Origin of the sequence: Saccharopolyspora karakumensis (assembly GCF_004349225.1) — a bacterium.
In the GTDB taxonomy this organism is placed as follows: Bacteria; Actinomycetota; Actinomycetes; order Mycobacteriales; family Pseudonocardiaceae; genus Saccharopolyspora; species Saccharopolyspora endophytica.
Genome location: NZ_SMLA01000007.1, coordinates 41941 through 65086, shown reverse-complemented (window position 1 = coordinate 65086; position 23146 = coordinate 41941). Strand labels below are relative to the sequence as shown.

Below are 23146 nucleotides of genomic sequence, written 5' to 3'. Positions count from 1 at the left end.
CGGTGGCGGATTCGAGCCAAGTGCCCGACATCACGCACCGTGAGGTGTGGACGGTGGCGCCCCTGATCGTTACGTTGGTGGCCGCCCACCGGGAGTTGACGACGTCGTTACGGGGAGGGATCAGGCGATGGCGCCTCTTGACCTGCTGTGCGCTGTGCTGATCCCGCTCGCGCTGATAGTCGGAACGGCCGCTGCGATGGTCGGCCGCAAGGTCGTCGCGCAGCGCCTCGCGGCGACCTCCGGTGCACTCGCTGTAGTGGGTCTGGCTCTGGTCTCGGTCGTGTCGTTGTTCGGTCTGTGAGTCGACGCCCCGGCGCGGGCTGTTGGAACGCGGTGTGCGGGTCGGTAGGAACGACCTGAGAGCAGCCGATCGCCACGCCGGGAGGAAACATCGTGTCCGCAGCCGAATTCGCGCGCGAACTGCGCGCTCGTGAGGAGCTCGTCGGGTACTGGATCGCGTTGGACGCCCCGGCGGCCACCGAGCGGATCGCGCGGGTGGGCTACGACTACCTGGTCGTCGACGTCCAGCACGGGCTCATCGGCCACTCCGGCATGATCAACGCGCTGCTGGCCATCGATGCCGCCGGCGGCGCGAAAGGCCTGGTCCGCGTCGCGGCGAACGAGCCCAGCGGGATCGGTCACGCCCTGGACGCGGGAGCCGCCGGAGTCATCGTCCCGCTGGTCGACACTCCCGAGGACGCGGCCGCTGCGGTCGAGGCGACCCGCTACCCGCCGCGCGGGCGCCGCTCCTACGGTCCGATGCGGTCGGGCCTGCGAGTCGGTCCCCGGCCGATCGAAGCGGACGAGTCGACTGTGGTGGTCGCGATGATCGAGACCGCGCAGGGCCTGGCCAACGTTCGCGAGATCTGCGCGACCCCGGGGCTCGACGGGGTCTACGTCGGCCCGGCCGACCTGTGCCTGGCCGTCGGCGGTGCCTTCCCGGGTGATCCCGACGTGGCCGAGGAGTTCGAGGTAGCGGTCGAGACGATTCAGAGCGCGGCGGCCGAGGCGGGCATCGCCGCCGGGTTCCACGTCTCCGACGGCGAGGGGGCCGGGCCGCGACTCGCCCAGGGCTACACCTTCGCCAGCATCTCCTGCGACCTGGTGCACCTGGAGGCCGCCGCAACCGGTCACCTGCGCGCGGCCACGGGATCGGCGCAGCGCTGAGGCCCTGAGCGCGCAGCAGCCCCGGAGCCGTTTCCTCCTCGGTGAGAAGGCCGAACCGGACGCAGTTCGGGGCTCCGGGGCCGGGTAGCTGCCTGGTATTCGCCGACCGCTCTCCCGCGTCGGGATCCACAGGATTTCGGGATTCACGCACGTCGGGTCGGCTGTTGTGCCGTGGGCGGTCCTAGCGGACAGCCACCTCACAAGTCCTGTTGGTATTCAACGTCGGACCACCTCCTTTCCTGTGTGCCCGCAGGCTATGCCGCCTCCGGTTCCCTCGGCAACAGATTTTTCCCGGCCCCGAATTCGCAGGTCAGAAGCCTCGTCCAGAGGTCGATGTCGATCGTTGACACCCCTACCCCCTAGGGGTATTTTCGATTCCAGGTTGAAGGTGGACCGTTGCGGGGAGGCGTCATGGACCACGAGCACCACCACGCCGGTGTCGAGCAGCAGGACGGTCGCGCGCTGACCCGATCGGCGATCAGCGCCACGGCGCACTGCCTGACCGGCTGCGCCATCGGCGAAGTCCTCGGCATGGTCATCGGTACCGCGCTGGGCTGGGGGGACCTGGCCACCATCGTGCTCGCGATCGCGCTGGCCTTCCTGTTCGGCTACAGCCTGACGATCGTCCCCGTGCTGCGCGCGGGCGTCGGCCTCGGCGCGGCCATCGGCGTCGCCTTCGCCGCGGACACCCTGTCGATCACCGTCATGGAGATCGTCGACAACCTGTTCATGGTGCTCATCCCGGGTGCCATGGACGCGGGCCTGACCAGTTGGCTGTTCTGGCTCTCGCTCGCCGCGGCCCTGGCCATCGCCTTCGTCCTCACCGTCCCGGTCAACCGCGTTCTGATCAGCCGAGGCAAGGGCCACGCCGTGGTGCACCAGTACCACTGAAGGCTGTTGAGGTCTTGCTCTGCGGGGCGGTGCGGGTAGCGGAAACCCCCGAAGGGGACTCCGTGCGCCGCTCCTTGAGCATGTCGTACGCGGCGTCCCGGCGTGCTCGCCACGAAGGCGCTGAGAACCCGCGGCGGTGCCAGTGCCTCGGGTGGTGGAGAGGATGCGGCTCCGCCGCATTCTTCATCAGCAGGCCAGGAACCGATGAGCCGTTCGGCCCGGCGTCGACCTGAACCGGCCAACGCCGCTGGTGACGGGCCCGGTTAGGCTCGGGTCATGCCGATGTCTGTTCGTCTCGCCACCAAGGAGGACCGGCCCGCGATCCTCGCGCTGCTCCAGTCCGCTCAGGAGAGCGCCGTGCCCGAGGACGAGCGCGGGGAGCAGGGGTTCGTCCCGGGCGAGTGGGACGAGGAGGCGCTGGAGGCGTTCACCGGTGGTCCCGGCACGTTCCTGGTGGAGGACAAGGACGAGCTCGCCGGGGTCGTGCTGACCTCGGAAGCGGACAGCGCGCTGCCCGGGCCGGCGCAGCGGACGGTCGTGCTGACCAAGAACCTCGAAGGTCCCGTCCTGCACTGCGGCCCGGTGGTGGTCGCGCCGAAGTACCGCGGCAAGGGCGTAGTCCGGATGCTGCTGTCGGGCATGGCCCTCATGCTCGGTGACCGGTACCCCAGCGCCGCGGTGTTCGTCGAGAACACCAACCAGCGCGCGTTGAAGGTGCACCGGGCGCTCGGCATGAACAAGCACACCCGGTTCACCCTCGACGACCGCGCCTACACCGTCTTCACCTTCACCCCGGCGGACTTCAGCCCCCGTCCGGCCAGGTGATCACCCGCCGAGGCGCGCGAGGGCCTCGGCGCTGCTCAGGCAACCGGCGGTCGTGAGGTTCAGGTTCGCCACGGCCGCTTCGTGCGCGGCCGGGTCCGCCGCCGTCGTGCAATCGGTGACCACGTGGGCGGTGAAGCCCAGATCGGTGGCGTGGCGGGCGGTCTGCTCGACCGTGAGGTTCGTGGCGACGCCGGTGAGGAACAGCGTGTCGATCCCCCGAGCGGTCAAGCGGTCGGCCAGGTCGTTGCCCGCGAGACCGGAGAGCTTCTGGTTGTCCACCACGTCCAGGGCGCCGGACATCTCCGGGATCAGCTGCGCGCCGGGGGAGTCGGGGCGGAAACGTTCCTGGGCCTCGCCGACCGCGCGCATGAACTCGGTGTTGCGCACCAGCCGCCCCTCGCCCTCCGGGACGGTGAAGCGGGTGAACACCACCGGCGCGGCCGCCTCGGCGTGAAAGCGCGCCGCCCGCTCGACCACGCCGCTGCGGGCCACCGGGCCGGCGAGCATGCCGCCGAAGAACCCCTCGGGCTTGATCACGTTGACCTGCCAGTGCAGCGCCAGAATCGCGTGTGAACCGTTCGCCATGCCCGAATCGTGCCCGATGAAACCGCCTGGTGGTGGGAGGGTGCGGATTCCCGGCTCCCACATAATGGATCTTGAAGCGGTGTCGTGGCGGTGGTCGTATGCTCCCCTCCGCGGTGCTCGAACCGAGCACTGTGGACGGTGAGGAGTGGCCGAAGCGGCATGCGCTCAGGTGCGCGCTGCTGTTGCTGACGTTGTTGGTCGTCGTGCCCGCGCAGGCCGGTGTCGCCGCCGCGCAGGACGCCGGGCGACCCGTGATCAGAGTGGGAACCGAGGGCCTCTACCCGCCCTTCTCGTTCCACGACCCCCGATCGGGTGCGCTCACCGGCTACGACATCGAGGTCGTGGAGGCGATCGCCGAGCGCGCCGGCTGGCGGCTGGAGTTCGTCGAAACCCAGTGGGACGCGGTGTTCCCCGCGCTGGACTCCGGCCGGATCGACGTCGTGGCCAACCAGGTCTCCAAGAACGCCGAACGCGCGGCCAAGTACGGGTTGTCCGACACCTACACCTACTCCCACGGCGTGATCGTCCGGCGCACCGGCGACGAGAGCATCAAGACCCTCGACGACCTCCAGGACAAGGTCACCGCCGAATCGGCCACCAGCAACTGGGCGGACACCGCCCGCGACGCCGGTGCCCGGGTGGAGACCGTCGAAGGCTTCGCCCAGGCCGCGGCGCTGCTCACCCAGGGCCGGGTCGACGCGATCGTCAACGACAACATCGCCGTGCTCGACTACCAAGCGAGCACCGGATCGGGTGACGTCGAGGTCGCGGCAAGGCCGGTTCGGAGACCAGCGAGCAGGTCCTCACCTTCCGGCAGGACGACCGCGAGCGGCTCGACGAGGCCAACCGGGCGATCAGCTCGCTCAAGGCCGACGGCACGCTGCGCGGCATCTCCGAGAAGTACTTCAAGGCCGACGTCTCGGTCCCCGACGGCGGCAGCGCAGACCTGTCGCAGGGACGCGATCACCTGTCCACCTGGGAAGTCGTGCGCAACACCGCGTGGCCGATGTTCGTCGGCCGGGTGCAGGTGACCCTCCCGCTCACGGCGCTGAGCTTCGCGATCGGGCTGGCGCTGGCGCTGCTCGTCGCGCTGGCGCGGATCTCGACCTACCGGGTGCTCTCCGGGCTGGCCCGGGCGTTCATCTCGATCATCCGGGGAACGCCGCTGCTGCTCCAGCTGTTCATCGTCTTCTACGGGCTGCCGCAGCTGGGCGTGAAGTTCCCGCCGTTCACCGCCGCGGTCATCGCCTTCAGCCTCAACGTCGCCGGCTACGCCGCCGAGGTGGTGCGCTCGGCGATCCTGGTGGTGCCGAAGGGGCAGTTCGAGGCGGCCGCGACGATCGGGCTGAACTACCCGCAGACCCCGCGCCGGATCATCCTGCCGCAGGCCACCCGCACCGCCGTCCCGCCGCTGTCGAACACCTTGCTGTCGCTGCTGAAGGACACCTCGCTGGGCTCGGTGGTGCTGCTGACCGAGCTGTTCCGCGAATCGCAGCTGGCAGCGGCGGAGAGCAACGAGTTCCTCGCGCTGTACGCGTTCGCGGGGCTGTACTACTGGGTGATCTGCGTGGCGCTGTCGGCGGCGCAGAAACGACTGGAAAACGCGACTGGACAGGTACGTGGCCCGATGACCGAAACCGAGCACACCCCCCGCATCCGCGTCCGTGGGCTGGAGAAGTCCTTCGGCGACCGGCACGTCCTGCGCGGCATCGACTTCGACTCCCCGGCCGGCACTTCGACCGTGGTCCTGGGCGCCTCGGGCTCGGGCAAGTCCACGCTGCTGCGGTCGCTCAACGCACTGGAGGTCCCGGAACGCGGTGTCGTCGCCATCGACGACGTCGAGGTCGACTTCGCCGGGCTCGCGACCGGCAGGGCCGGACGCCGGGAGACCGAGCGGTTGCGCGGGCAGAGCGGGATGGTGTTCCAGGCCCACAACCTGTTCCCGCACCGCACGGTCCTGGAGGACGTCGTCGAAGGACCCGTCATCGCGCAGCGGCGCCCTCGCGAGGAGGTCGCCGCCGAGGCCCGCGCGCTGCTCGACCAGGTCGGTCTGGGCGACCGGGGCGACACCTACCCGTTCCAGCTCTCCGGCGGGCAGCAGCAGCGGGTCGGCATCGCGCGGGCGCTCGCGCTGAGGCCGAAGGTCGTGCTGTTCGACGAGCCCACCTCGGCGCTGGACCCGGAGCTGGTGGGCGAGGTGCTGGCGGTGATCAAAGACCTCGCCTCGCAGGGCTGGACCACGGTGATCGTCACGCACGAGATCCGCTTCGCCCGTCAGGTGGCCGATCAGGTGCTCTTCCTCGACGAAGGGGTGATCGTCGAGAAGGGGACCAGCGACGAGGTCATCGGCGATCCCAGGGAGGACAGGACCCGCCGCTTCCTCAGCAGGATCCTCGAGGCGGGCTGAGCGTCGCAGGGACGCTGCTCAGTCGTGGTCGCCGTCGACGTAGAGCCATGACTTGCCGCGGCGCGTGAACCGGCTGTGCTCGGTGAGCGACCCGGTCGCACCGTCGAGGCGGTAGAGGGCGCGGAAGTCCACCGTTCCCTCGGTGTCGAAGGGACCGCCTCCGGTGCGGCTCAGGATCTCCAGGCGCAGCCAGCGCTGCGCCGGGTCGAGGTCGAGCTCCGCCGGGCGCGTCTTCGGGTGCCAGGTGCGCAGCAGGTGGTCGGCGTCGCCGACGGCGAACGCCGAGTAGCGCGAGCGCATCAGCTGCTCGGCCGTGGCCGCTTCGCGCTCACCGGCGTGCAGCGGTCCGCAGCACCGGCCGTAGGGCTCGCCGAGTCCGCAGGGGCACAGATCCTTCACGCTCACCTAGGAAGTTTCTCATCCACCCGCCCGGTGCCGCCGGGTGCGCTCGATCGCGGCTGCCCGCCCGCGCAGGATCTCGTCGTTGAAGATGCGGGCGCGCTGGGCCAGCGAATCCCGGATCAGCGGGTGGGCGGCGGCGACGTCGGTGGACTCGCCGGGATCGGTCTCGAGGTCGAACAGCATCTCGCGACCCAGCTCCGGCCAGACCGTCGCGGGCCACAGCAGCTTCCACTTGTCCTGGCGCGCGGCGGCGACGTTCCACACCCAGTCCGGGTCGACCTCGCCCGTGGGACCTTCCTCCAGGTCGCCGTAGAAGTACAGCGTGCGACCGCGCGGCATCGCCTCGCCCGCCAGCGCGGGAGCGATGCTGATGCCGTCGAGGGGCCGATCCGCGGGAGGCGGGGGAGCACCGGCCAGGTCGATCAGCGTCGGCAGCACGTCGACGAACGAGATCGGGTACCGGTTCTCGGCGACGGGGACCCGGCCGGGCCAGCGGACCACGAACGGCACCCGGATACCGCCCTCGAACGGATCGGTCTTGCGGCCCCGCAACCCGCCGGTGGTGCCCTCGAACCACGGCCCGTTGTCGCTGGTGACGATGACCAGCGTGGACTCCACCAGCTCCAGCGCGCGCAGCTCGTCGAGGAGCCTGCCCACCTGCCGGTCGACCTCGCGGACGACGTCGGGGTAGCGGCCGTCGGTGCCACCGGTCTCCTCGGGCACGTGGAACGGCTGGTGCACGCAGCTGTGCGGGACGTAGGCGAAGAAGGGCAGTTGCCGCGCGACGCTCCTCCGGATGAACGCGATCGCGGCGTCGGTGTACTCGCCCGCCAGGCGCTCCTGCCCCTGCTCGGTGTTGACGTTGTCCACCGCCACCGCATCGCCCCGGTACAGCGGAAGCCACTGCTGGTCGCCCCACCCCTGGTCATTGCTGTAGGGGATCCCGCAGAAGTGGTCGAACCCGTGCGAGGACGGCAGGAACCGGGGCCGCGCGTCCCACGGGTTGCCGGTGAGCCGCGGATCGCCCAGGTGCCACTTGCCGAAGACGCCGGTGGCGTACCCGGCCGCCCGCATCGCCTCGGCGACCGTGTGCTCGAACTCCGGCAGCCCGCGGTCCTCCTCCGGCCACAGCACCTGCGGCAGGCCGACGCGCTGCGCGTAGCGGCCGGTCAGCAGCGCGGTCCGCGACGGGGTGCAGATCGGGGCCCCGGCGTAGGCCTGCCGGAAGGTCATCCCCGCGCGTGCGACGGCGTCCACCCGCGGCGTGCCGATCGGCGAGCCGTACCAGCTCAGATCGCCGTAGCCCAGGTCGTCGAGAACGATGAGCACGATGTTCGGTCGTGACCCCGAAAGCGCACCGGACATGTCAGCACCCCCTGACGCGGTCGCGGTGTTGATTCTCCCTGGAAGAGGGCGGCTTTCCCGGTCTTGCCACCCGGTCAGCGCACGAAGACCGATCGTCTGGCCCAGCGCGGGCGGCAGGTGTGAGACGATTGCCCGACTCGACGAGGGATCGGCCGTGGTCACGGACATGGTTCGAGGTGATCGCCGCTCCTGCGACGAAGAGCTGCCCGACCCGAGGCACCTTCGTCCCCGCAGGAGCACGCAATGACCACGATCAGCTGGTCCGAGAACGGATCATCGAACTCCGCCCGTTGGCACTCCGAGAACTCGGCCCCCGCGCCGGCCAGCGTTGTCGTCGTCGACGACCGCACCACGGCGAAAGCCGCCCACCGCACCGCCGAGGCGGGCACCGCCATGCTCTGGCGCGGCGACTTCCACGCGGCACGTCGTCTCGTGCAGGACCTGGACCGCCGCCTGCGCCGCCGTCCCGCGCCCGAGGGCGACGCCGCGTCGCTGTTCCGCGCGCACCGCGCCGCGCGCGCCGAGCGGGCTGAACTGCTCGGCCGGGTGCTGCTGGTGCTGGAGCCCGACCACACGCTGGCGCTGGAGCGCGCACCCGACGTGCGCGAGGCGTGCCTGCACGCCTACGGCCCGCCCACCGGCGAACCGATGTGCGTGTCCGTGCCCGAACTGCTCGGAGTGGTCAGCGCTCACCAGTGGCACGACAAGGGCGTGGAGGTTCCCGCGCTCGGCGAGCGGATCCACCCCGACTACGGCGTCTTCGCGCCCGTCCGCAGCGAGTACGTGGATCTCGTCGCCGAAGCGCCGCTTCCGGTCGAGCCCCCTGTCGCCTTCGACCTGGGAACCGGAACCGGCGTGCTCGCAGCGGTTCTCTGCAGGCGCGGCGCGCGCGTGGTGGCCACCGACATCAACCCCCGGGCCGTGGTGTGCGCCCGCGCCAACATCCACCGGCTCGGCCTCGCCGAGCGGGTGACGGTCGAGGAGGCCGACCTCTGGCCGAGCGGACGTGCCGACGTCGTCGTGTGCAACCCGCCCTGGATCCCGGCACGACCCACCTCGGCGCTGGAACTCGGTGTCTACGACCAGGATTCGGACATGCTGCACCGGTTCATCGACGGCCTCCGCGAGCACCTCAACCCCGGTGGCGAGGGTTGGCTGGTGCTCTCCGACCTCGCCGAACGGTTGGGCCTGCGGACCCGCGCCGCACTGCTCGACCGCATCGCCGCCGCGGGACTGGACGTGCGGGACCGCTACGACACCGCGCCGAGCCACCCCAAGGCGTCGGACACCACCGACCCGCTGCACCAGGCGCGGCGGGACGAGATCACGTCCCTGTGGCGGCTCAGCGCAGGAAGTCCAGCAGGTGGCCGGTGACCTCGTCCGGCTTCTCCAGCTGCAGGAAGTGACCCGCCCCGGACAGCAGCGCGGCGCGCGACGGAGGTGCGGTGCGCGACCGCGCGACCGCGAAGAAGCGCGGGTCGATCGCGCCGTCCCGGTCGCCGTGGAGGTAGAGCAGCGGGCTCCGGGGTTCGGCGAGCGCCGCTCGGCTGCCGCGCGAGGCCAGGGCGCGGTAGTAGGACACGACGGCCTTCGCCCGCGCTTGGTCGGGAACGGCGCGCGCGAGGTGGTCGAGGTCGTCGGTGGCGTCGTAGCCCGGTGACCACGTCCGCCACAGGCGCCGGGCCAGCCGGGTGAAGTTCCGCTCGGCCAGTCCGGGGACCTGGTTGTAGGCGATGTACCAGGAGTGCAGCGGCTGCCTGGCCAGCCCCGACAGCCAGGTCCGGGCCACCGCCCGGGTCGGGTTCATCCAGGCCAGCGGAGGCACCGCCAGAAGGGCCGCGCGCCCGTAGGGCGAGGACCGGTCGGCGGCCAGCGCGCCCGCGGTGATCGCGCCCCAGTCGTGGCCGATCAGCGCGGTCGAGGAGTCGCCGCCCAGGCGCTCGTGCAGCGCGACGGCGTCGGCGGCGAGCGCGCTCACCGAGTAGTCGCCGTCGACCGGGACGTCCGAGGGCGCGTAGCCGCGCAGGAACGGCGCCACCACCCGGTACCCGGCCTCGGCGAGCAGCGGAGCGACCGCGCGCCACGTCCACGCGGTGTCGGGAAAACCGTGCAGCGCCACCAGGAGTTCACCGTCCACCGGACCCCACTCCAGGACCCCGACGTCGTGGGTAGGGAGGGAGACGGTGCGCTCGCGAGGGGTCATGACCGGCGACGTTAACCGCTGGGAAGGCCCGCGGCGATGGTGGATCGATCCGGCCGGTGAAAGCCGAGTGCAAGCGGGGGAACCTAGCGTCGGTGATCGACTTGGGAGACATGATGACCACGATCGATCTTTCCGACCTCGATTTCTGGGCCGAGCCTCGCTCTGAGCGGGACAGGACGTTCGCGGCGCTCCGCGCGGCCGACGAACCCGTGTTCTGCCCGCGCGACGACGGCCCCGGCTTCTACGCGATCACCCGCTACGACCAGATCGCCGAGGCCAGCCGGAACCCGCAGGCGTTCAGCTCGGAGCCCATCGCCGTCGGGCTCGACGACCCGCCGCCGGAGGTGTCCGGGCTGCTGGGCTCGATGATGAGCATGGACGACCCGCGACACGCGCGGCTGCGCCGCATCGTCGCCCGCGCCTTCACACCGAGGATGATCGCCAGGGCGACCGACGACGTCGCCCGGCTGGCCACCGAGATCGTCGACGCGCTGGTGCAGCGGGGGCCGTGCGACTTCGTCTCCGAGGTCGCCATGCCGATGCCCCTGGAGATCGTGTGCCGGATGATGGGCGTTCCCGAATCCGCCCGGCCGGAGGTCGTCGAGGCGACCAACGCGATCATCGCCGCCATCGGAGACCCCGACCACCAGGACCCGAGCGGGAAGCCCCGGGCGGCGGTGCTGGTCGACAGCGCGCGGTTCATGCACGAGCTGATGGGCGAGATCGCCCGCGACCGGCGGGCGAACCCGGCCGACGACATCGTCACCGCGATGGTCCACGGCGACGTCGACGGCGAAGCGCTCAGCGACGCCGACCTGGGCAAGTTCTTCGTGCTGCTGGTGGTCGCCGGCAACGAGACGACCCGCAACGCGCTCTCGCACGCGCTGACGCTGTTCACCGACCACCCGGAGCAGCGCGACCTGCTGCTGTCCGACCTCGACGAGCGGATGCCCGCCGCGATCGAGGAGGTCGTCCGCTACGCGACACCGGTCAACTGGATGCGGCGCACCGCGACCCGCGACGTGGACCTGGTCGGCCACCGCTTCCGCACCGGTGACCGGCTGATCATGTACTACGTGTCGGCCAACCGGGACGAGACCGTCTTCGTCGACCCGTACCGGTTCACCATCACGCGAAACCCCAACCCGCACCTCGGTTTCGGCTCGCGCGGGCCGCACTTCTGCCTGGGCGCGCACCTGGCGCGGCGCGAGATCGCCCTGATGCTGCGGGAGCTGTTCACACGGGTGCCCGACATCCACGCCACCGCCGAACCGGTCCGCCAGCGGACCAGCTTCGTCAACGGGGTGCTGGAACTTCCCTGCGCGTTCTGAGCCGGCTTCAGCGACCGGCGGCGCGCAGCGCGGTGCGGATCATCGGCCACTGCACCGGCAGCCGGGCGACGGTGCCGGCGAAGAACGCCGCCGGCGCCGCTCCGCCCTTGCGCTTCGCGCGCTTGCCCGCGTCCACGCTCATCTTGACGTTGCCGGGGAAGACGGCGGCGAGCAGCGCGGCGCCGGCGAGCCCGGCGGCACCGCGGGTGCGCGGGTGCAGCAGCCCGGCGGCGCACGCCAGCTCGGCGACTCCGGAGACCTCCACGACTCGGCGGGGAGCGGGCAGCGCGGACGGGATCAGCGGCTCGAAGATCTGGGGCCTGACCAGGTGCAACGTCCCGGAGGTGGCGAACAGCGCGGCGAGTCCGACGATCGGGAGGTCCAGCGGTGCCGGGCGTGAGGTCATGCCGCCGAACATAGTTGACCTGGCCGGGCGCGGGGGACGAGATAGGTCACACCCACCGCTCGCGACCTGGCCGGATTGGGCGCGGTGTCCGAATGGGCGGGACTTTGTCCCCTGTGCGGGGACCTCTGGTGACCAGGAGTCTCGGAGGCGGTCGGGGCGCGGTGCGCTCGGCGACCGTGCCGTCCTGACCAGGACGGATCCAGTCGGGGGAGGAATCAGATGGGCGTCGCGGAGAGGGCTCGCACTGACGTTCGGGCACCGGAGGTCGAGTGGTCGCCCGCGGAGATCGGGGAGCTCGGCGAGGCGGTCTCGCGGGCTCCGTCGGTCCACAACAGCCGGCCCTGGTCCTTGACGCTGCACCAGCGCACCGCGGTGCTCCGCGAGGACCCGGCGCGGCGGATGCAGCACGATCAGGAGGGCCGTGACCAGCGCATCTCGTGCGGTGCGGCGGTGATGAACCTGGTGCTGGCCGTGCGGAGCCTGGGGTGGAGCGCGCAGGTCGAGCTCGGAGCCTCCGGGGGTCTGGTCTCGGCGGCGGTCAACGCCGGTGAGCCCGCTGACCCGAGCCCGAGGGAGGCGACCTGGGCTCGCGAGATCCCGGAGCGCCGCAGCCACCGGGAGCCGTTCTCGGGCAAGCCGGTGCCGGAGCTGCTCCGCGAGAAGATCTGGGACGCCGCCGCGGGCGCCCGCGGCGGCGGGCGCTGGATCAACTCCGACGCCGAGGCCGCCGAGGTCGCGGGGATGCTGAGCCGGTCGGCCACCGCGTTCCAGGCCGACGCCGGCTACACCCGCGAGCTGGCCGTGTGGGTGACGCCCGAGGGCACGCGGTTGCGGACCGAGTCCGAGGGGCTGGACGGCCTGGCGGCGGCCGGGCTGACCGCCGTGACCACGCGCGTGCCCGACGAGCCCGTCCTGGCGCGGCTCCTCCGCGAGGAAGCCGTGCTGCTGGTGGGCACGCGCGGCGACCGCGCGATCGACCACCTGCGCGCGGGTCAGGCCGTCGAGCGGGCGTGGCTGGAGGCCACCGGTTCCGGGCTGTCGGTGTCGATGATGACCCAGCCGCTGCACGTGCCGGAGGTCCGCACGGGGCTCGCCGAACGCCTCGGCACCTCGCTCATCCCCCAGGCGATCATGCGCTTCGGCTACCCGAAGGGCTTCTGAGCCCCACCGGGGTCTCGCGTCCGGTGATCGTGGGCTGTTCTGGTCGGAACCGCCCACGATCGACGTCTGCCCGCTCGGGTCGGGCCAAGACCGCCCGCCGCCGGGCCCCATCGCGCTCGGAAAAACGGGAAGATCCGCGGGTTCTGTGAACGGAAGGTGATCCTCCGTTCACATCGGCTGTGCGCCGGTGCGCGTTCCTCCGTGCGCGCGTCCCCTGGTTCCGTTGCTGTCCCGGAGGGCGAGGTTTGTCGGGTTTTGGCAGGTGGCCCGGCCTGAATTCGGTTCTCCTCCTGGGAAAAATCAGAACTGGCGAGTAATGGTCACCGGGCTTCTCCGTCCGGGGGCGGTCGGCCACCGTATGGATCCAGATGTCCCACGGGATGGACCGGTTCGTCCCTCGATCAGAGGACAGAGGTGCCTGTGAGCGCGAACGGAACGGATGCCGATCGTCCGGGCGGGAGCACGGAGATCTCCGCCGGTCCGCAACGCCGCGCGATCTGGGTTCCCGAACCCGCCGAGCTGTCCGATGTCGAGCTGCTCCTCGACGGCGCTTTCCCGCCGCTGCGCGGATTCCTCACCGCCGACGAGGTCGAGTCGGTGCGCACCCGTCAGCGCCTCGACGCCGACGTGCCCTGGCCCGAGCCGATCACCCTGACGGCCCCCGACGAGGTCGCCGCGGCCGAGGAGATCGAGCTGCGCGACGTCGAAGGCGCCCCGGTCGCGGTGATCCGCAACGAATCCCCGTGGTCCGACGAGACCGGCGCGCACCCGGCCGGCCCGCTGGCGGCAGCCGAGGAACCCACCGGAGTGCTGCGCCGGATGCGCCCGCCCGCCGAGTGGGTCCGGGCCGCGCTGCCGGCCGGAACCGTGCTCGGCGTGCTGCCCGAAGCCCCGCTGCACCACCGCGAGCTCGCCCAGATCCGCCAGCTGGCCGCCGAGCTCGAAGCGCACGTCCTGATCCTGCCCCGCATGACCGGTCCGCGTCCGGAAGCGCTGGTCCAGTCGGTGCTGGCCGCCCGTCCGGAACTGCCCGAGGGCACCACGATCGTCCCGGTCCCGCTGGTGCGCCGCGCCGACCCGAAGCGCGACGCCCTGCTCGCCGCGCACGTCGCCGCCGCCTACGGCGCCACCCACCTGCTCTCGGACGGCCCCTTCGAACAGGCCCCCGTCCAGGTGCTCGAACCGCCGGAGGTGGTGCGCGACCACGCCGACCGCTGGCGTCCCGCCGCGCAGGTCGCCCCCGCCGAGAGCCGCCCCGGACTCAGCGACGAAGGCCTGCGCGAGCTCCTCGACAGCGGCGCGGAACTGCCCCGCTGGTTCACCACCCCCGCCATCGCCGAGCAGCAGCGCAGGCTCCACCCGCCGCTGACGGCGCGCGGGTTCACCGTCCTGTTCACCGGCCTGTCCGGCGCGGGCAAGTCGACGCTGGCCCGGGCGCTGCGCGACGAGCTCAGCAGGCACGACCACCGCGCGGTGACGCTGCTCGACGGCGACGTGGTCCGCCGGACGCTGTGCGAGGGCCTGGGGTTCTCCGCCGAGGACCGCAGCCGCAACGTCCGGCGCATCGGCTACGTCGCCGCCGAGGTCACCCGCCACGGCGGCGCGGCGATCTGCGCGCCCATCGCGCCCTACCACGCAGACCGGGACGCGGTGCGCCGCATGGTCCACGAGGCGGGCGGGTTCGTGCTGGTCCACGTGGCCACGCCGCTGGGGGAGTGCGAGCGGCGCGACCGCAAGGGCCTCTACCGCAAGGCGCGCAACGGGTCGCTGCCGGAGTTCACCGGCGTCTCCGCTCCCTACGAGGTCCCCGACGACGCGGACCTCGTCCTGGACACCTCCGAGCTGTCGCAGGACGAGGCCGTGGGGCGTGTCGTGGCCTTGTTGCGCGAGCGGGGCTGGGTGCGGTCGTGGACCTCGGTGTAGCGGCGACGGGGCTGCTCACCGGCCTGATGGTGGGCGTGACCGGCATGGGCGGCGGTGCGCTGACGATGCCGCTGCTGACGCTGGTCTTCGGCGTGCCACCGCTGGCCGCGGTGTCCTCGGACCTGGTGGCCGCGGCGGTGATGAAACCGCTGGGCGCGGCGGTGCACCTGCGGCGTCGCACGGTGCAGCCCAAGCTGGTCGGCTGGCTGTGCCTGGGTTCGCTGCCGTGCGCGGCGGCCGGGTCGTTGCTGGCGGGATCGCTGGGCAGCGGGGCCGAATCGGTGCTCAAGGAGATCGTGGGCGGCGCGGTGCTGCTGGCCGCGATCACGCTGTTCGCCCGGATGCTGCTCTCGCGCCGACCCTCCACATCGGACGGAACGTGGGTGCGGCTGGTACCCACGGTGCTGCTCGGCGCGGTCGCCGGCCTGGTGGTGGGCACCACCTCGGTGGGCTCGGGGTCGATCATCATCGTGGTCCTGCTGCTGCTCAACCGCGGGCTGAGCTCGGCGCGGCTGGTCGGCACCGACCTCGTCCAGGCGGTGCCGCTGGTGCTGGTCTCGGCGATCGGCCACCTGTTCGCCGGTGATGTCCACATCGGACTGGTCGGGTCGCTGCTGGCGGGATCGATCCCCGGCGTGCTGGTGGGATCGCTGATCTCCGCCCGGGTTCCCGACCGTCCGGTGCGGGTGCTGCTCGGTGGGATGCTGGTGACCACCGGGCTGATCATGGTCGGCACCGACGTCCTGCCGGGAGTGTCGGCGGGACTGCTGGTCGTGCTGCTCGGTGCGGTGATTCCACCGCTGCGCAACGCGATGTCGTCGCGGCGGGAGACCGTCGCGAGTGATCACAGGGAGGTAGTGGGGTGAGCGACGACCACGAGCTGGCCGCGCGGCTGGCGCGGCGAGCGGGCGAGCGCCTGGTCGAGCTGCGAGGGGGGTCCGCGGCCGAGCCCCGGGCGCTCGGTGACGCCGGTGACGCCGCGGCCCACCAGCTGCTCGTCGAGGCGCTCGCGCAGGAACGCCCGGCCGACCCGGTGCTGTCCGAGCACGGCGTGGCCGGACCGGAACGCGTTCCGGGAGAACGCGTCTGGGTCGTCGACCCGCTCGACGGCACGCGCGAGTTCACCGAACCCGGCCGCGCCGACTGGGCCGTGCACGTCGCGCTCGCCGAACGCCACGAGGTCATCGCCTCCGCCGTCGCGCTGCCCGCCCAGGGCATCGTGCTGCACACGGGCGAACCGCCGAAGCAGCCCACGCGCGCCATCGAGCGCCCGCGCATCGCGGTCAGCCGCAGCAGGCCACCGGAGTTCGTCACCGCGATCGCCGCTGAGATCGGTGCCGACCTGGTCCCGATGGGGTCGGCGGGCGCCAAGATCACCGCCGTGGTCCTCGGCGAGGTCGACGCCTACCTGCACGGCGGCGGCCAGTACGAGTGGGACAGCGCAGCCCCGGTCGGCGTCGCCCGTGCCGCAGGACTGCACACCAGCCGCCTCGACGGCACCGAACTCGTCTACGACCGCCCCGACCCGTGGCTGCCCGACCTGCTGGTCTGCCGCCGCGAGCTGGCAGTGGACCTGCTCGCCGCCCTGTCCGACCGAATCGAGGGGAGTCGCTGATGCTCGCCGGGCTGTCTCGTCTGGACGTACTGGAATCCGAGGCGGTGCACCTCATCCGCGAGGTGGTCGCCGAGCGCGACCGCCCTGCGCTGCTGTTCTCCGGGGGCAAGGACTCCGCGGTGCTGCTCAAGCTCGCGGAGAAGGCGTTCGCCCCGGCACCGATCCCGTTCCCCGTGCTGCACGTCGACACCGGTCACAACTTCGAGGAAGTCCTCGACTTCCGGGACCGCCGGGTCGCCGAACTCGGTGTGCGCCTGGTGGTCGCTTCGGTGCAGGAGTCCATCGACGCCGGACGCACCGTCGAACCCGAGGGCCTGACCAGCCGCAACCGGCTGCAGACGGCCTCGCTGCTGGAGGCCATCGCCGAGCACCGCTTCGACGCGCTGTTCGGCGGCGCCCGCCGGGACGAGGAACGCGCCCGCGCCAAGGAGCGCATGCTCTCCTTCCGCGACACCTTCGGACAGTGGGATCCGCGCAACCAGCGCCCGGAGCTGTGGAACCTCTACAACGGGCTGATCCACCCCGGCGAGAACGTGCGCGCCTTCCCGCTGTCGAACTGGACCGAGCGCGACGTGTGGACCTACATCGATCACGAGGACGTCGAGCTGCCGTCGCTGTACTTCGCGCACAACCGCAAGGTCTTCGAGCGCGACGGGATGTTGTTGGCCGACAACCCGTTCCTGCCGCGCGGCGCCGACGAGCCGCTCGTCGAGTGGTCCGTGCGGTTCCGCACCGTCGGTGACATGACCTGCACCGGTGCCGTGGAGTCGACGGCGGCGACGGTGTCCGAGGTGATCGCCGAGATCGCCGCGACCAGGATCTCCGAGCGCGGCCAGACCCGCGCCGACGACCGCACCAGCGCGGCGGCGATGGAGGACCGCAAGCGGGAGGGATACTTCTGATGACCACCACCGAACCGGTCTTCGCCCCGGCCGACAGCCTGCTGCGCTTCGCCACCGCGGGCGCCGTCGACGACGGCAAGTCGACCCTGATCGGACGGCTGCTGCACGACTCGAAGTCGCTGCTGGCCGACCAGCTCGAACAGCTGGAGGTGGCCAGCAAGGAGCGCGGGGACGAGCAGCTCGACCTGGCGATGCTCACCGACGGGCTGCGCGCCGAGCGCGAGCAGGGCATCACCATCGACGTCGCGCACCGCTACTTCGAGACCGCGCGGCGGGCGTTCATCATCGCCGACACGCCCGGCCACGCCCAGTACACCCGCAACATGGTCACCGGTGCCTCCACCGCGGACCTGGCGATCGTGCTCGTCGACGCCCGCAACGGGCTGACCGAGCAGAGCCGCAGGCACGCGGTGCTGGCCGGCCTGCTGCGCGTGCCGCAGCTGGTGCTGGCGGTGAACAAGATGGACCTGGTCGACTACGACGAGTCCGTCTTCCGCGCCATCACGGGGCAGTTCGCGGCCTTCACCGAGCGGCTGGACCTGCGCGAGGTCACCGCGATCCCGATCTCGGCGCTGCGCGGCGACAACGTCGTGGACCGCTCCGCGGCGATGCCCTGGTACGCCGGGCCGTCGCTGCTGGAGCACCTGGAGCAGGTCGAGGTCGTCGACGAGACGGGCCTGTTCCGGCTGCCGGTGCAGTACGCGATCCGCGCGCAGGAGCAGGACTACCGGGGTTACGCGGGCCAGATCGCGGGCGGATCGATCGCGCCCGGGCAGGAGGTGCTGCACCTGCCCTCCGGGATGCGCAGCCGCGTGGTCGCCGTCGACACCGCCGACGGGGAGCTGGAACGCGGTCAGGCGCCGCAGTCGGTGGCGTTGCGGCTGGCCGAGAACATCGACGTCGGCCGCGGCGACCTGCTCTGCGCGGTCGACCAGCCCCCGACCACGGCCGAGGAGCTGACGGCCTCGGTGTGCTGGATGTCGCCGAAGTCGCCGCTCACCCCGGGCGCCCGGTTGCTGCTCAAGCACACCACCCGCGTGGTCAAGGCGATCGTCACCGAGGTCCGCGAACGGCTCGACGTCACCACCTTGGAGCGCGGGCCGGCCGATTCGCTGGAGCTCAACGACATCGGCGAGATCACCGTGCGGCTCGCGCAACCGGTGTTCTGCGATCCCTACGAGCGCAACAGGTTCACCGGGGGAGCGGTGCTCATCGACGAGTCCAGCCATGCGACGGTCGGTGCCGTCCTGATCACCGACGCGCGCTGAGAAGACCTGAACGGCACGACGAAGGAGCGAGAATGGTCAAGATCATCGGAGCCGGTTTCGGCCGGACGGGAACCGCGTCGATGAAGGCGGCGCTGGAGCACCTCGGCTTCGCGCCGTGCTACCACATGTTCGAGGTCATCGCGCAGCCCGAACGCGCGAAGGACTGGGACCGCGCGCTGGACGGGGAGGTCGACGACTGGGAGACCGTGCTCGGCGGCTTCGAGTCCACCGTGGACTGGCCGGGCTGCACGTTCTGGCGCGAGCTCATGGACTTCTACCCGGACGCGAAGGTGCTGCTCACCGTCCGCGACCCGGAGCGCTGGTACGACAGCGTTTTCAACACGATCTACCAGTTCGTGCAGGAGCCCCCGGCCGACGACGACTTCAGCACCAAGATGCGGCCGACCATCGAGCGGATGATCTGGAACGGCACCTTCGACGGCCGCTTCGACGACCGCGAGCACGCCATCAAGGTCTTCGAAGCGCACAACGTCGCCGTGCGGGAAGCCGTTCCGGCCGACCGGCTGCTGGTCTACAAGGTCGGCGAGGGCTGGGACCGGCTGTGCGAGTTCCTCGACGTCCCCGTCCCCGAGGAGGCCTTCCCGCACGTCAACGACTCCGGCTCGATCCGCGACCTGGTCGAGAAGACCCAGCGGGAGGGCAAGTTCACCTCACCGTTCGAATCCTGATCGAAAGCGTTCGAGGATTTTTTCTTTGCGTGGCGGTGCGGGTAGCGGAACCTGAGCGGCTTCGTGGTCTCCGTGCGCCACTCCTGATGTATGCCAATACACGGCGTCGCGGCGTACTCGCCACGAAGCCGCTGAAGAACCCGCGGCGGTGCAGGCTGAGTCCCGCACCTGGAACAGCGGCTTCGCCGCACACATGAACAGTTCGAGCCTCTTCGAGGAGACCTATGTCCGCCAACGAGTTGGACCGCAGATCGGTGCTGCGGATGCTGGCCGCGGCGCCGCTGGTTCCCGCGGCGTTATCGGGCACGGCGCAGGCCGCGCCCCGGCCGTCCGCCGCTGTCCTGGGTGCTGACCTGATCAGCCGTCCTGACCTGCACCCGCCGCTGATGGAGATCATCACCCCGGCCGCGGGCACCGAGCCGGGGCACGTGCTGCTCACGCCCACCGGTGCGAGCACCATGGACGTCAACGCGCCCGCGCCGCGCGCGCCCATCCAGCCGGGCTCGATGCTGATGGACGACACCGGGCAGGCGGTCTGGTTCGGCCCGGCGACCGAGGGCGTGAACTTCGACCTGAAGGTCCAGCAGTACCAGGGGAAACCGGTGCTGACGTTCTGGGAGGGCAAGGTCGTGGTGCCGCCCGGGTTCGGCCACGGCAAGTTCGTGGTCCTGGACGAGACCTACACCCGCATCGCCGAGGTCGCGCCGGTCAACGGGCTGACCGGTGATCTGCACGAGTTCATCATCACGCCGCAGGGCACGGCGTTGCTGCTCGCCTACCGCGAGGTGCGGGTGGACACGACGTCCGTTGGCGGGCAACCGAACTCGAAGGTCCTCGAGAACGTCGTGCAGGAGATCGACATCGCCTCCGGTGAGCTGATCTTCGAGTGGAACAGCCTGGAGCACGTCGGCCTGGACGAGTCGTTCTACCCGGTCCCCGAGGACCCGGAGGCGTTCCACGACTACATCCACCTCAACGCGATCTGCGAGGACGGCGACGCGCTGCTCATCTCGGCGCGCTGCACGCACGCCGTCTACCGCATCGATCGCCGCAGCGGTGACGTGACGTGGCGGCTGTGCGGCCGCAAGAGCGACTTCACGATGGGTGACGACGCGGCCTTCGCCTGGCAGCACGACGTCCGCCGGCACGCGGACGGTTCGATCAGCCTGTTCGACAACGCCGATGCTGCGGGGCGCGGCAAGTCGCGCGGCATGACGCTCAACGTCGACGAGGCGGCCAAGACGGCGACCCTGCTGCGCAGCGCGGAGAGCCCGGAGGGCCTGCTGGCACCCAACCAGGGCAACGCCCAGATGCTGCCCAACGGTCACATGTTCGTGGGTTGGGGCGGCAAGCCGTACTTCAGCGAGTTCGGCCCGAACAACGAGGTGCTGTTCCACGGCCGCTTCGCGGAGTCGATGGGTTCCTACCGCGCCTACCGCGCCCAGTGGGTCGGCAAGCCCACCGACGCCCCGGCGGTCGCTGGCAAGCCGGGCGACGGGGTGACCAGCGTCTACGCCAGCTGGAACGGGGCCACCGAGGTGACCGCCTGGCGAGTCCTCGCGGGCCCCGACGAGCAGAACCTCACCCCGGTCTCCGATGCCCCCAAGGCCGGGTTCGAGACCAAGATCGACGTGCAGGGCGCCCACGCCTTCGCAGCGGTGGAAGCCCTCGCCGGAAGCGGAGCGGTGCTGGGAAGGTCGGCGGCCGTCCAGGTCGCGTGAGCGAGGGCGGTTCAGGTCCGAACTGACCGGGCGAAGAGGACGGTTCGGACTGAAACCGCCGGGTGGTGCACCAGGAGATGGCCGTGACCAGGATGAATCGGAAGGAGGGTTAGGATGATTTAGACCCGAAGGAGTGCTGATCGTGACCAGGCGCCGACAGGACGCGAGCGGACGCGATGCAGCGGTTCCACAGGCCGACGACGAGCGGGAGGTTCGCCGCCGGTGTCGGCGGGCGCTCGGGGTGACCACGCTCGGGTTGATGCTGGTGCTGGTCAACGCCACTTCGCTGAACCTGGCGCTGCCCGCGTTGTCGGCGTCCTTCCAGGTTCCGGCCGCCACCGCGGACTGGTTCCTGGTGGCGTTCATGCTCAGCAACACCGCGTCGATCCTGGTGTTCAGCCGCATCTCCGACATGCTGGGGCGGCGGACGATCTACCTCGCCGGTCTCGTGTCCTTCACCGTGATCAGCCTTCTGTGCGCGCTCGCGCCCAACGCCACCGTGCTCATCTTGCTGCGGGTGCTGCAGGGCGTCGCGGCGGCCACCACCGTCACCAACACGACCGCGATCCTCACCGACGTCTTCCCGCCGGACCGCCTCGTGCGCGGTCTGAGCCTGAACATCACCGCCGCGTCGATCGCGCAGATGATCGGGCCCGCGCTGGGCGGGCTGCTGGTGACCTTCGCCGACTGGCACGCGTTGTTCCTGGTCAACGTCCCCATCGGGGTCCTGGCCGTGGTGCTGGGTGCGAGGTTGTTGCCGAAGATCCCGCGCGCACGCGGACCGCGGGAGCGCTTCGACGTCGCCGGAGCGGTGCTCTCCAGCTCGGGCCTGGCCGTCCTGCTGTTCGGCATCAACCGCATCGGGCCGTGGGGCGCGACCGACCTCCGGGTGGCGGCGGCGATCCTGCTGGGCATCGCGCTGCTGACGGCGTTCGTGCTGGTGGAGCTGCGGATCTCGGCTCCGCTGCTGGACTTCCAGCTGGTGCGCCGCCCCGGACGCGGCCAGGCCTACGGCGCCGCGTTCTTCAACTCCTTCTGCCGCGCCGGAGTCGTGGTCCTGGTCGGCCTGCACCAGCAGATGGTCGAGCACCGCACGGCGCTGGAGGCCGGCTTCGTGGTGATGCCGCTGGCGCTGCTGATGATGCTGTGCGCGCCGCTGAGCGGACGGTTGTCCTCGCGCTGGTCGGCGCGAACCCTCTCCAGCCTCGGTGCGCTGCTGGTCGTGCTCGGCACCGCCGGACTGGCGGGTCAGCTGGCGACACCCGGTGCGCCGCTGGTGCTGATGGCGGTGTGGCTGGGGCTCATCGGCGGCGGAACGGGGCTGTTCACCGCCCCCAACACGGGCTCGATCATGGCCGGTGTCAGCAGCGATCGCCGCGCCGTGGCCAACGGGATCCGCTCGATGCTGTTCAACAGCGCTCAAGCCGCCGGAACCGCCGTCGCGCTGCTGATCCTGACCACCTGGCTGGGCTCCTCCGGGGTGGCCTCCTACGCGGCGGACGCCGACGATCCGGCCGTGCGCACCGGTTTCGCGGTGGCCGTGGCAGCGACCGGTCTCGCCGCGCTGTCGGGATTCGTCCTGTCGCTGGCGCGCGGCGGCCCGTGGCGGGCGAGCTGATCACTCCAGGACGCGCGCGGCGATCTGCGGCAGGTCGTGGGCGAGCCGGTCGCGCTTGGAGGTGAGGTAGCCGAGGTTGTGCTCGTTGGCCGGGGCCAGCAGCGGAAGGCGGCGCACGACGGCGACGCCGGAGGTCTCCAGCGCGCGGACCTTGTCCGGGTTGTTCGACAGCAGCCGGACCGAGCGCACCCCGAGCCGCCGGAACAGCCTCGCCGCCGGACCGTAGTCGCGGGTGTCGACCGGATAGCCGAGGGCGGTCGCCGAGTCCACGGTGTCCAGTCCCCGCGAGTCCTGCAGGACCTGGGTGCGCACCTTCGCCACCAGGCCGATGCCGCGGCCCTCCTGCCCGCGCAGGTAGACCAGCACCCCGGAGCCCTCGTCGGCGATCCGGTCCAGGGCCAGGTGGAGCTGATCACCGCACTCGCAGCGCAGCGCCCCGAAGACGTCGCCGGTGAGGCATTCCGAGTGGATCCGCACCAGCACGTCCTCGGTCGCCGAACCGAGGGCCAGCGCCAAGTGCTCGACCCCGTCGACCGGGTCGCGGAAAGCGATGCAGCGGAAATTCGCGCGTCGCGTCGCCAACTGCGATTCGGCGACGTCCTCGTCACGGATGGTGTCCTCGCGCCTGACGGCTCGCTCGTGCATCCGGCCCTCTCGTCACCTCGTC

23 protein-coding genes are annotated in these 23146 nt (G+C 71.2%); 17 read left to right on the top strand and 6 right to left on the bottom strand.

The genetic code is table 11. The annotated features are described in order from the left end of the window. The first annotated feature begins 127 nt into the window (after positions 1–127). From E1202_RS31295 to E1202_RS07080, 4 genes are all read left to right on the top strand, one after another. Complete coding sequence (locus tag E1202_RS31295) at positions 128–301, top strand: hypothetical protein (RefSeq protein WP_165943763.1); 174 nt, start codon at positions 128–130, stop codon at positions 299–301. A gap of 92 nt (positions 302–393) precedes the next feature. Further along, entirely contained in the window at positions 394–1167 is a 774-nt protein-coding gene (locus tag E1202_RS07090; RefSeq protein ID WP_132681756.1) for an HpcH/HpaI aldolase family protein, read from the top strand. A 411-nt stretch (positions 1168–1578) separates the two neighbouring features. Next, positions 1579–2058 carry a DUF4396 domain-containing protein gene (locus E1202_RS07085; RefSeq protein WP_132681755.1) on the top strand — a complete coding sequence of 160 codons (480 nt, stop codon included), beginning with the start codon at positions 1579–1581 and terminating at the stop codon, positions 2056–2058. 276 nt (positions 2059–2334) lie between these two features. Further along, positions 2335–2883 carry a GNAT family N-acetyltransferase gene (locus E1202_RS07080; RefSeq protein WP_132681754.1) on the top strand — a complete coding sequence of 183 codons (549 nt, stop codon included), beginning with the start codon at positions 2335–2337 and terminating at the stop codon, positions 2881–2883. Here the strand turns inward: E1202_RS07080 and E1202_RS07075 are convergent, their stop codons facing one another. Continuing rightward, complete coding sequence (locus E1202_RS07075; protein WP_132681753.1) at positions 2884–3468, bottom strand: cysteine hydrolase; 585 nt, start codon at positions 3466–3468, stop codon at positions 2884–2886. A gap of 98 nt (positions 3469–3566) precedes the next feature. On the opposite strand from E1202_RS07075, the gene E1202_RS07070 reads away from it, so the two are divergent. Further along, on the top strand, positions 3567–4499 hold the full coding sequence (locus E1202_RS07070) for a transporter substrate-binding domain-containing protein (RefSeq protein WP_132681752.1): 933 nt from the start codon (positions 3567–3569) through the stop codon (positions 4497–4499). Further along, complete coding sequence (locus E1202_RS32780) at positions 4454–5875, top strand: amino acid ABC transporter permease/ATP-binding protein (protein ID WP_132681751.1); 1422 nt, start codon at positions 4454–4456, stop codon at positions 5873–5875. Before E1202_RS07070 ends, E1202_RS32780 begins: the two co-directional genes overlap by 46 nt. Positions 5876–5893: 18 nt before the next feature. On the opposite strand, the gene E1202_RS07060 is transcribed toward E1202_RS32780, so the two are convergent. Continuing rightward, positions 5894–6280, bottom strand: a complete 387-nt coding sequence (locus E1202_RS07060; protein WP_132681750.1) for a YchJ family protein — start codon at positions 6278–6280, stop codon at positions 5894–5896. 12 nt (positions 6281–6292) lie between these two features. Further along, a complete protein-coding gene (locus E1202_RS07055) occupies positions 6293–7642 on the bottom strand; it encodes a sulfatase-like hydrolase/transferase (RefSeq protein ID WP_165943761.1) in 1350 nt (449 codons plus the stop codon). Between the two features lie 243 nt (positions 7643–7885). Here E1202_RS07055 and E1202_RS07050 point away from each other — a divergent pair, with 243 nt between their 5' ends. Next, the gene (locus tag E1202_RS07050) at positions 7886–9016 is read left to right on the top strand and encodes a methyltransferase (RefSeq protein WP_132681748.1); all 1131 of its coding nucleotides are present in this window, start codon (positions 7886–7888) and stop codon (positions 9014–9016) included. Here E1202_RS07050 and E1202_RS07045 read toward each other — a convergent pair. After that, on the bottom strand, positions 8985–9845 hold the full coding sequence (locus tag E1202_RS07045) for an alpha/beta fold hydrolase (RefSeq protein WP_132681747.1): 861 nt from the start codon (positions 9843–9845) through the stop codon (positions 8985–8987). The two genes, E1202_RS07050 and E1202_RS07045, sit on opposite strands and share 32 nt — an antisense overlap. Before the next feature lie 92 nt (positions 9846–9937). Here E1202_RS07045 and E1202_RS07040 point away from each other — a divergent pair, with 92 nt between their 5' ends. Beyond that, positions 9938–11176, top strand: coding sequence for a cytochrome P450 (locus tag E1202_RS07040; RefSeq protein ID WP_235877818.1), 1239 nt, complete (start codon positions 9938–9940; stop codon positions 11174–11176). Positions 11177–11183: 7 nt separating this feature from the next. Here E1202_RS07040 and E1202_RS07035 read toward each other — a convergent pair whose 3' ends face one another. Further along, positions 11184–11582, bottom strand: coding sequence for a DoxX family protein (locus E1202_RS07035; protein ID WP_132681746.1), 399 nt, complete (start codon positions 11580–11582; stop codon positions 11184–11186). A 219-nt stretch (positions 11583–11801) separates the two neighbouring features. Between E1202_RS07035 and E1202_RS07030 the strand changes: the two genes are divergently transcribed. The 9 genes from E1202_RS07030 (at position 11802) to E1202_RS06990 (ending at position 22479) form a co-directional block, all read left to right on the top strand. Then, entirely contained in the window at positions 11802–12743 is a 942-nt protein-coding gene (locus E1202_RS07030; RefSeq protein WP_132681745.1) for a nitroreductase family protein, read from the top strand. A 420-nt stretch (positions 12744–13163) separates the two neighbouring features. Next, a complete protein-coding gene (gene cysC, locus E1202_RS07025; RefSeq protein ID WP_235877808.1) occupies positions 13164–14666 on the top strand; it encodes an adenylyl-sulfate kinase in 1503 nt (500 codons plus the stop codon). After that, on the top strand, positions 14651–15532 hold the full coding sequence (locus E1202_RS07020; RefSeq protein ID WP_132681744.1) for a sulfite exporter TauE/SafE family protein: 882 nt from the start codon (positions 14651–14653) through the stop codon (positions 15530–15532). The genes cysC and E1202_RS07020 overlap by 16 nt, the downstream gene beginning before the upstream one ends. Further along, entirely contained in the window at positions 15529–16281 is a 753-nt protein-coding gene (locus tag E1202_RS07015) for a 3'(2'),5'-bisphosphate nucleotidase CysQ (protein WP_132681743.1), read from the top strand. Before E1202_RS07020 ends, E1202_RS07015 begins: the two co-directional genes overlap by 4 nt. After that, positions 16281–17183: a sulfate adenylyltransferase subunit CysD gene (cysD, locus tag E1202_RS07010; protein WP_132681742.1), complete on the top strand. Its 903-nt coding sequence runs from the start codon at positions 16281–16283 to the stop codon at positions 17181–17183. Before E1202_RS07015 ends, cysD begins: the two co-directional genes overlap by 1 nt. Continuing rightward, a complete protein-coding gene (locus tag E1202_RS07005) occupies positions 17183–18451 on the top strand; it encodes a sulfate adenylyltransferase subunit 1 (RefSeq protein ID WP_132681741.1) in 1269 nt (422 codons plus the stop codon). Before cysD ends, E1202_RS07005 begins: the two co-directional genes overlap by 1 nt. Positions 18452–18483: 32 nt before the next feature. Further along, positions 18484–19140, top strand: a complete 657-nt coding sequence (locus tag E1202_RS07000) for a sulfotransferase family protein (RefSeq protein WP_132681740.1) — start codon at positions 18484–18486, stop codon at positions 19138–19140. A gap of 224 nt (positions 19141–19364) precedes the next feature. After that, positions 19365–20861: an arylsulfotransferase family protein gene (locus E1202_RS06995; protein WP_132681739.1), complete on the top strand. Its 1497-nt coding sequence runs from the start codon at positions 19365–19367 to the stop codon at positions 20859–20861. 142 nt (positions 20862–21003) lie between these two features. Then, complete coding sequence (locus tag E1202_RS06990) at positions 21004–22479, top strand: MFS transporter (protein WP_132681738.1); 1476 nt, start codon at positions 21004–21006, stop codon at positions 22477–22479. Here the strand turns inward: E1202_RS06990 and E1202_RS06985 are convergent, their stop codons facing one another. Continuing rightward, positions 22480–23124 carry a GTP cyclohydrolase II gene (locus E1202_RS06985; protein ID WP_132681737.1) on the bottom strand — a complete coding sequence of 215 codons (645 nt, stop codon included), beginning with the start codon at positions 23122–23124 and terminating at the stop codon, positions 22480–22482. It abuts the gene before it with no gap. Positions 23125–23146 lie beyond the last annotated feature (22 nt).

What these genes read in the sequence shown, in the direction of transcription:
- E1202_RS07075 (WP_132681753.1), bottom strand. Translation starts at nt 3,468, where the DNA reads ATGGCGAACGGTTCACACGCGATTCTGGCGCTGCACTGGCAGGTCAAC.
- E1202_RS07080 (WP_132681754.1), top strand. Translation starts at nt 2,335, where the DNA reads ATGCCGATGTCTGTTCGTCTCGCCACCAAGGAGGACCGGCCCGCGATC.
- E1202_RS06985 (WP_132681737.1), bottom strand. Translation starts at nt 23,124, where the DNA reads ATGCACGAGCGAGCCGTCAGGCGCGAGGACACCATCCGTGACGAGGAC.
- E1202_RS07085 (WP_132681755.1), top strand. Translation starts at nt 1,579, where the DNA reads ATGGACCACGAGCACCACCACGCCGGTGTCGAGCAGCAGGACGGTCGC.
- E1202_RS07055 (WP_165943761.1), bottom strand. Translation starts at nt 7,642, where the DNA reads ATGTCCGGTGCGCTTTCGGGGTCACGACCGAACATCGTGCTCATCGTT.
- E1202_RS07035 (WP_132681746.1), bottom strand. Translation starts at nt 11,582, where the DNA reads ATGACCTCACGCCCGGCACCGCTGGACCTCCCGATCGTCGGACTCGCC.
- E1202_RS07050 (WP_132681748.1), top strand. Translation starts at nt 7,886, where the DNA reads ATGACCACGATCAGCTGGTCCGAGAACGGATCATCGAACTCCGCCCGT.
- E1202_RS31295 (WP_165943763.1), top strand. Translation starts at nt 128, where the DNA reads ATGGCGCCTCTTGACCTGCTGTGCGCTGTGCTGATCCCGCTCGCGCTG.
- E1202_RS07045 (WP_132681747.1), bottom strand. Translation starts at nt 9,845, where the DNA reads ATGACCCCTCGCGAGCGCACCGTCTCCCTCCCTACCCACGACGTCGGG.
- E1202_RS07005 (WP_132681741.1), top strand. Translation starts at nt 17,183, where the DNA reads ATGACCACCACCGAACCGGTCTTCGCCCCGGCCGACAGCCTGCTGCGC.
- E1202_RS07030 (WP_132681745.1), top strand. Translation starts at nt 11,802, where the DNA reads ATGGGCGTCGCGGAGAGGGCTCGCACTGACGTTCGGGCACCGGAGGTC.
- cysD (WP_132681742.1), top strand. Translation starts at nt 16,281, where the DNA reads ATGCTCGCCGGGCTGTCTCGTCTGGACGTACTGGAATCCGAGGCGGTG.
- E1202_RS07000 (WP_132681740.1), top strand. Translation starts at nt 18,484, where the DNA reads ATGGTCAAGATCATCGGAGCCGGTTTCGGCCGGACGGGAACCGCGTCG.
- E1202_RS07070 (WP_132681752.1), top strand. Translation starts at nt 3,567, where the DNA reads ATGCTCCCCTCCGCGGTGCTCGAACCGAGCACTGTGGACGGTGAGGAG.
- E1202_RS06995 (WP_132681739.1), top strand. Translation starts at nt 19,365, where the DNA reads ATGTCCGCCAACGAGTTGGACCGCAGATCGGTGCTGCGGATGCTGGCC.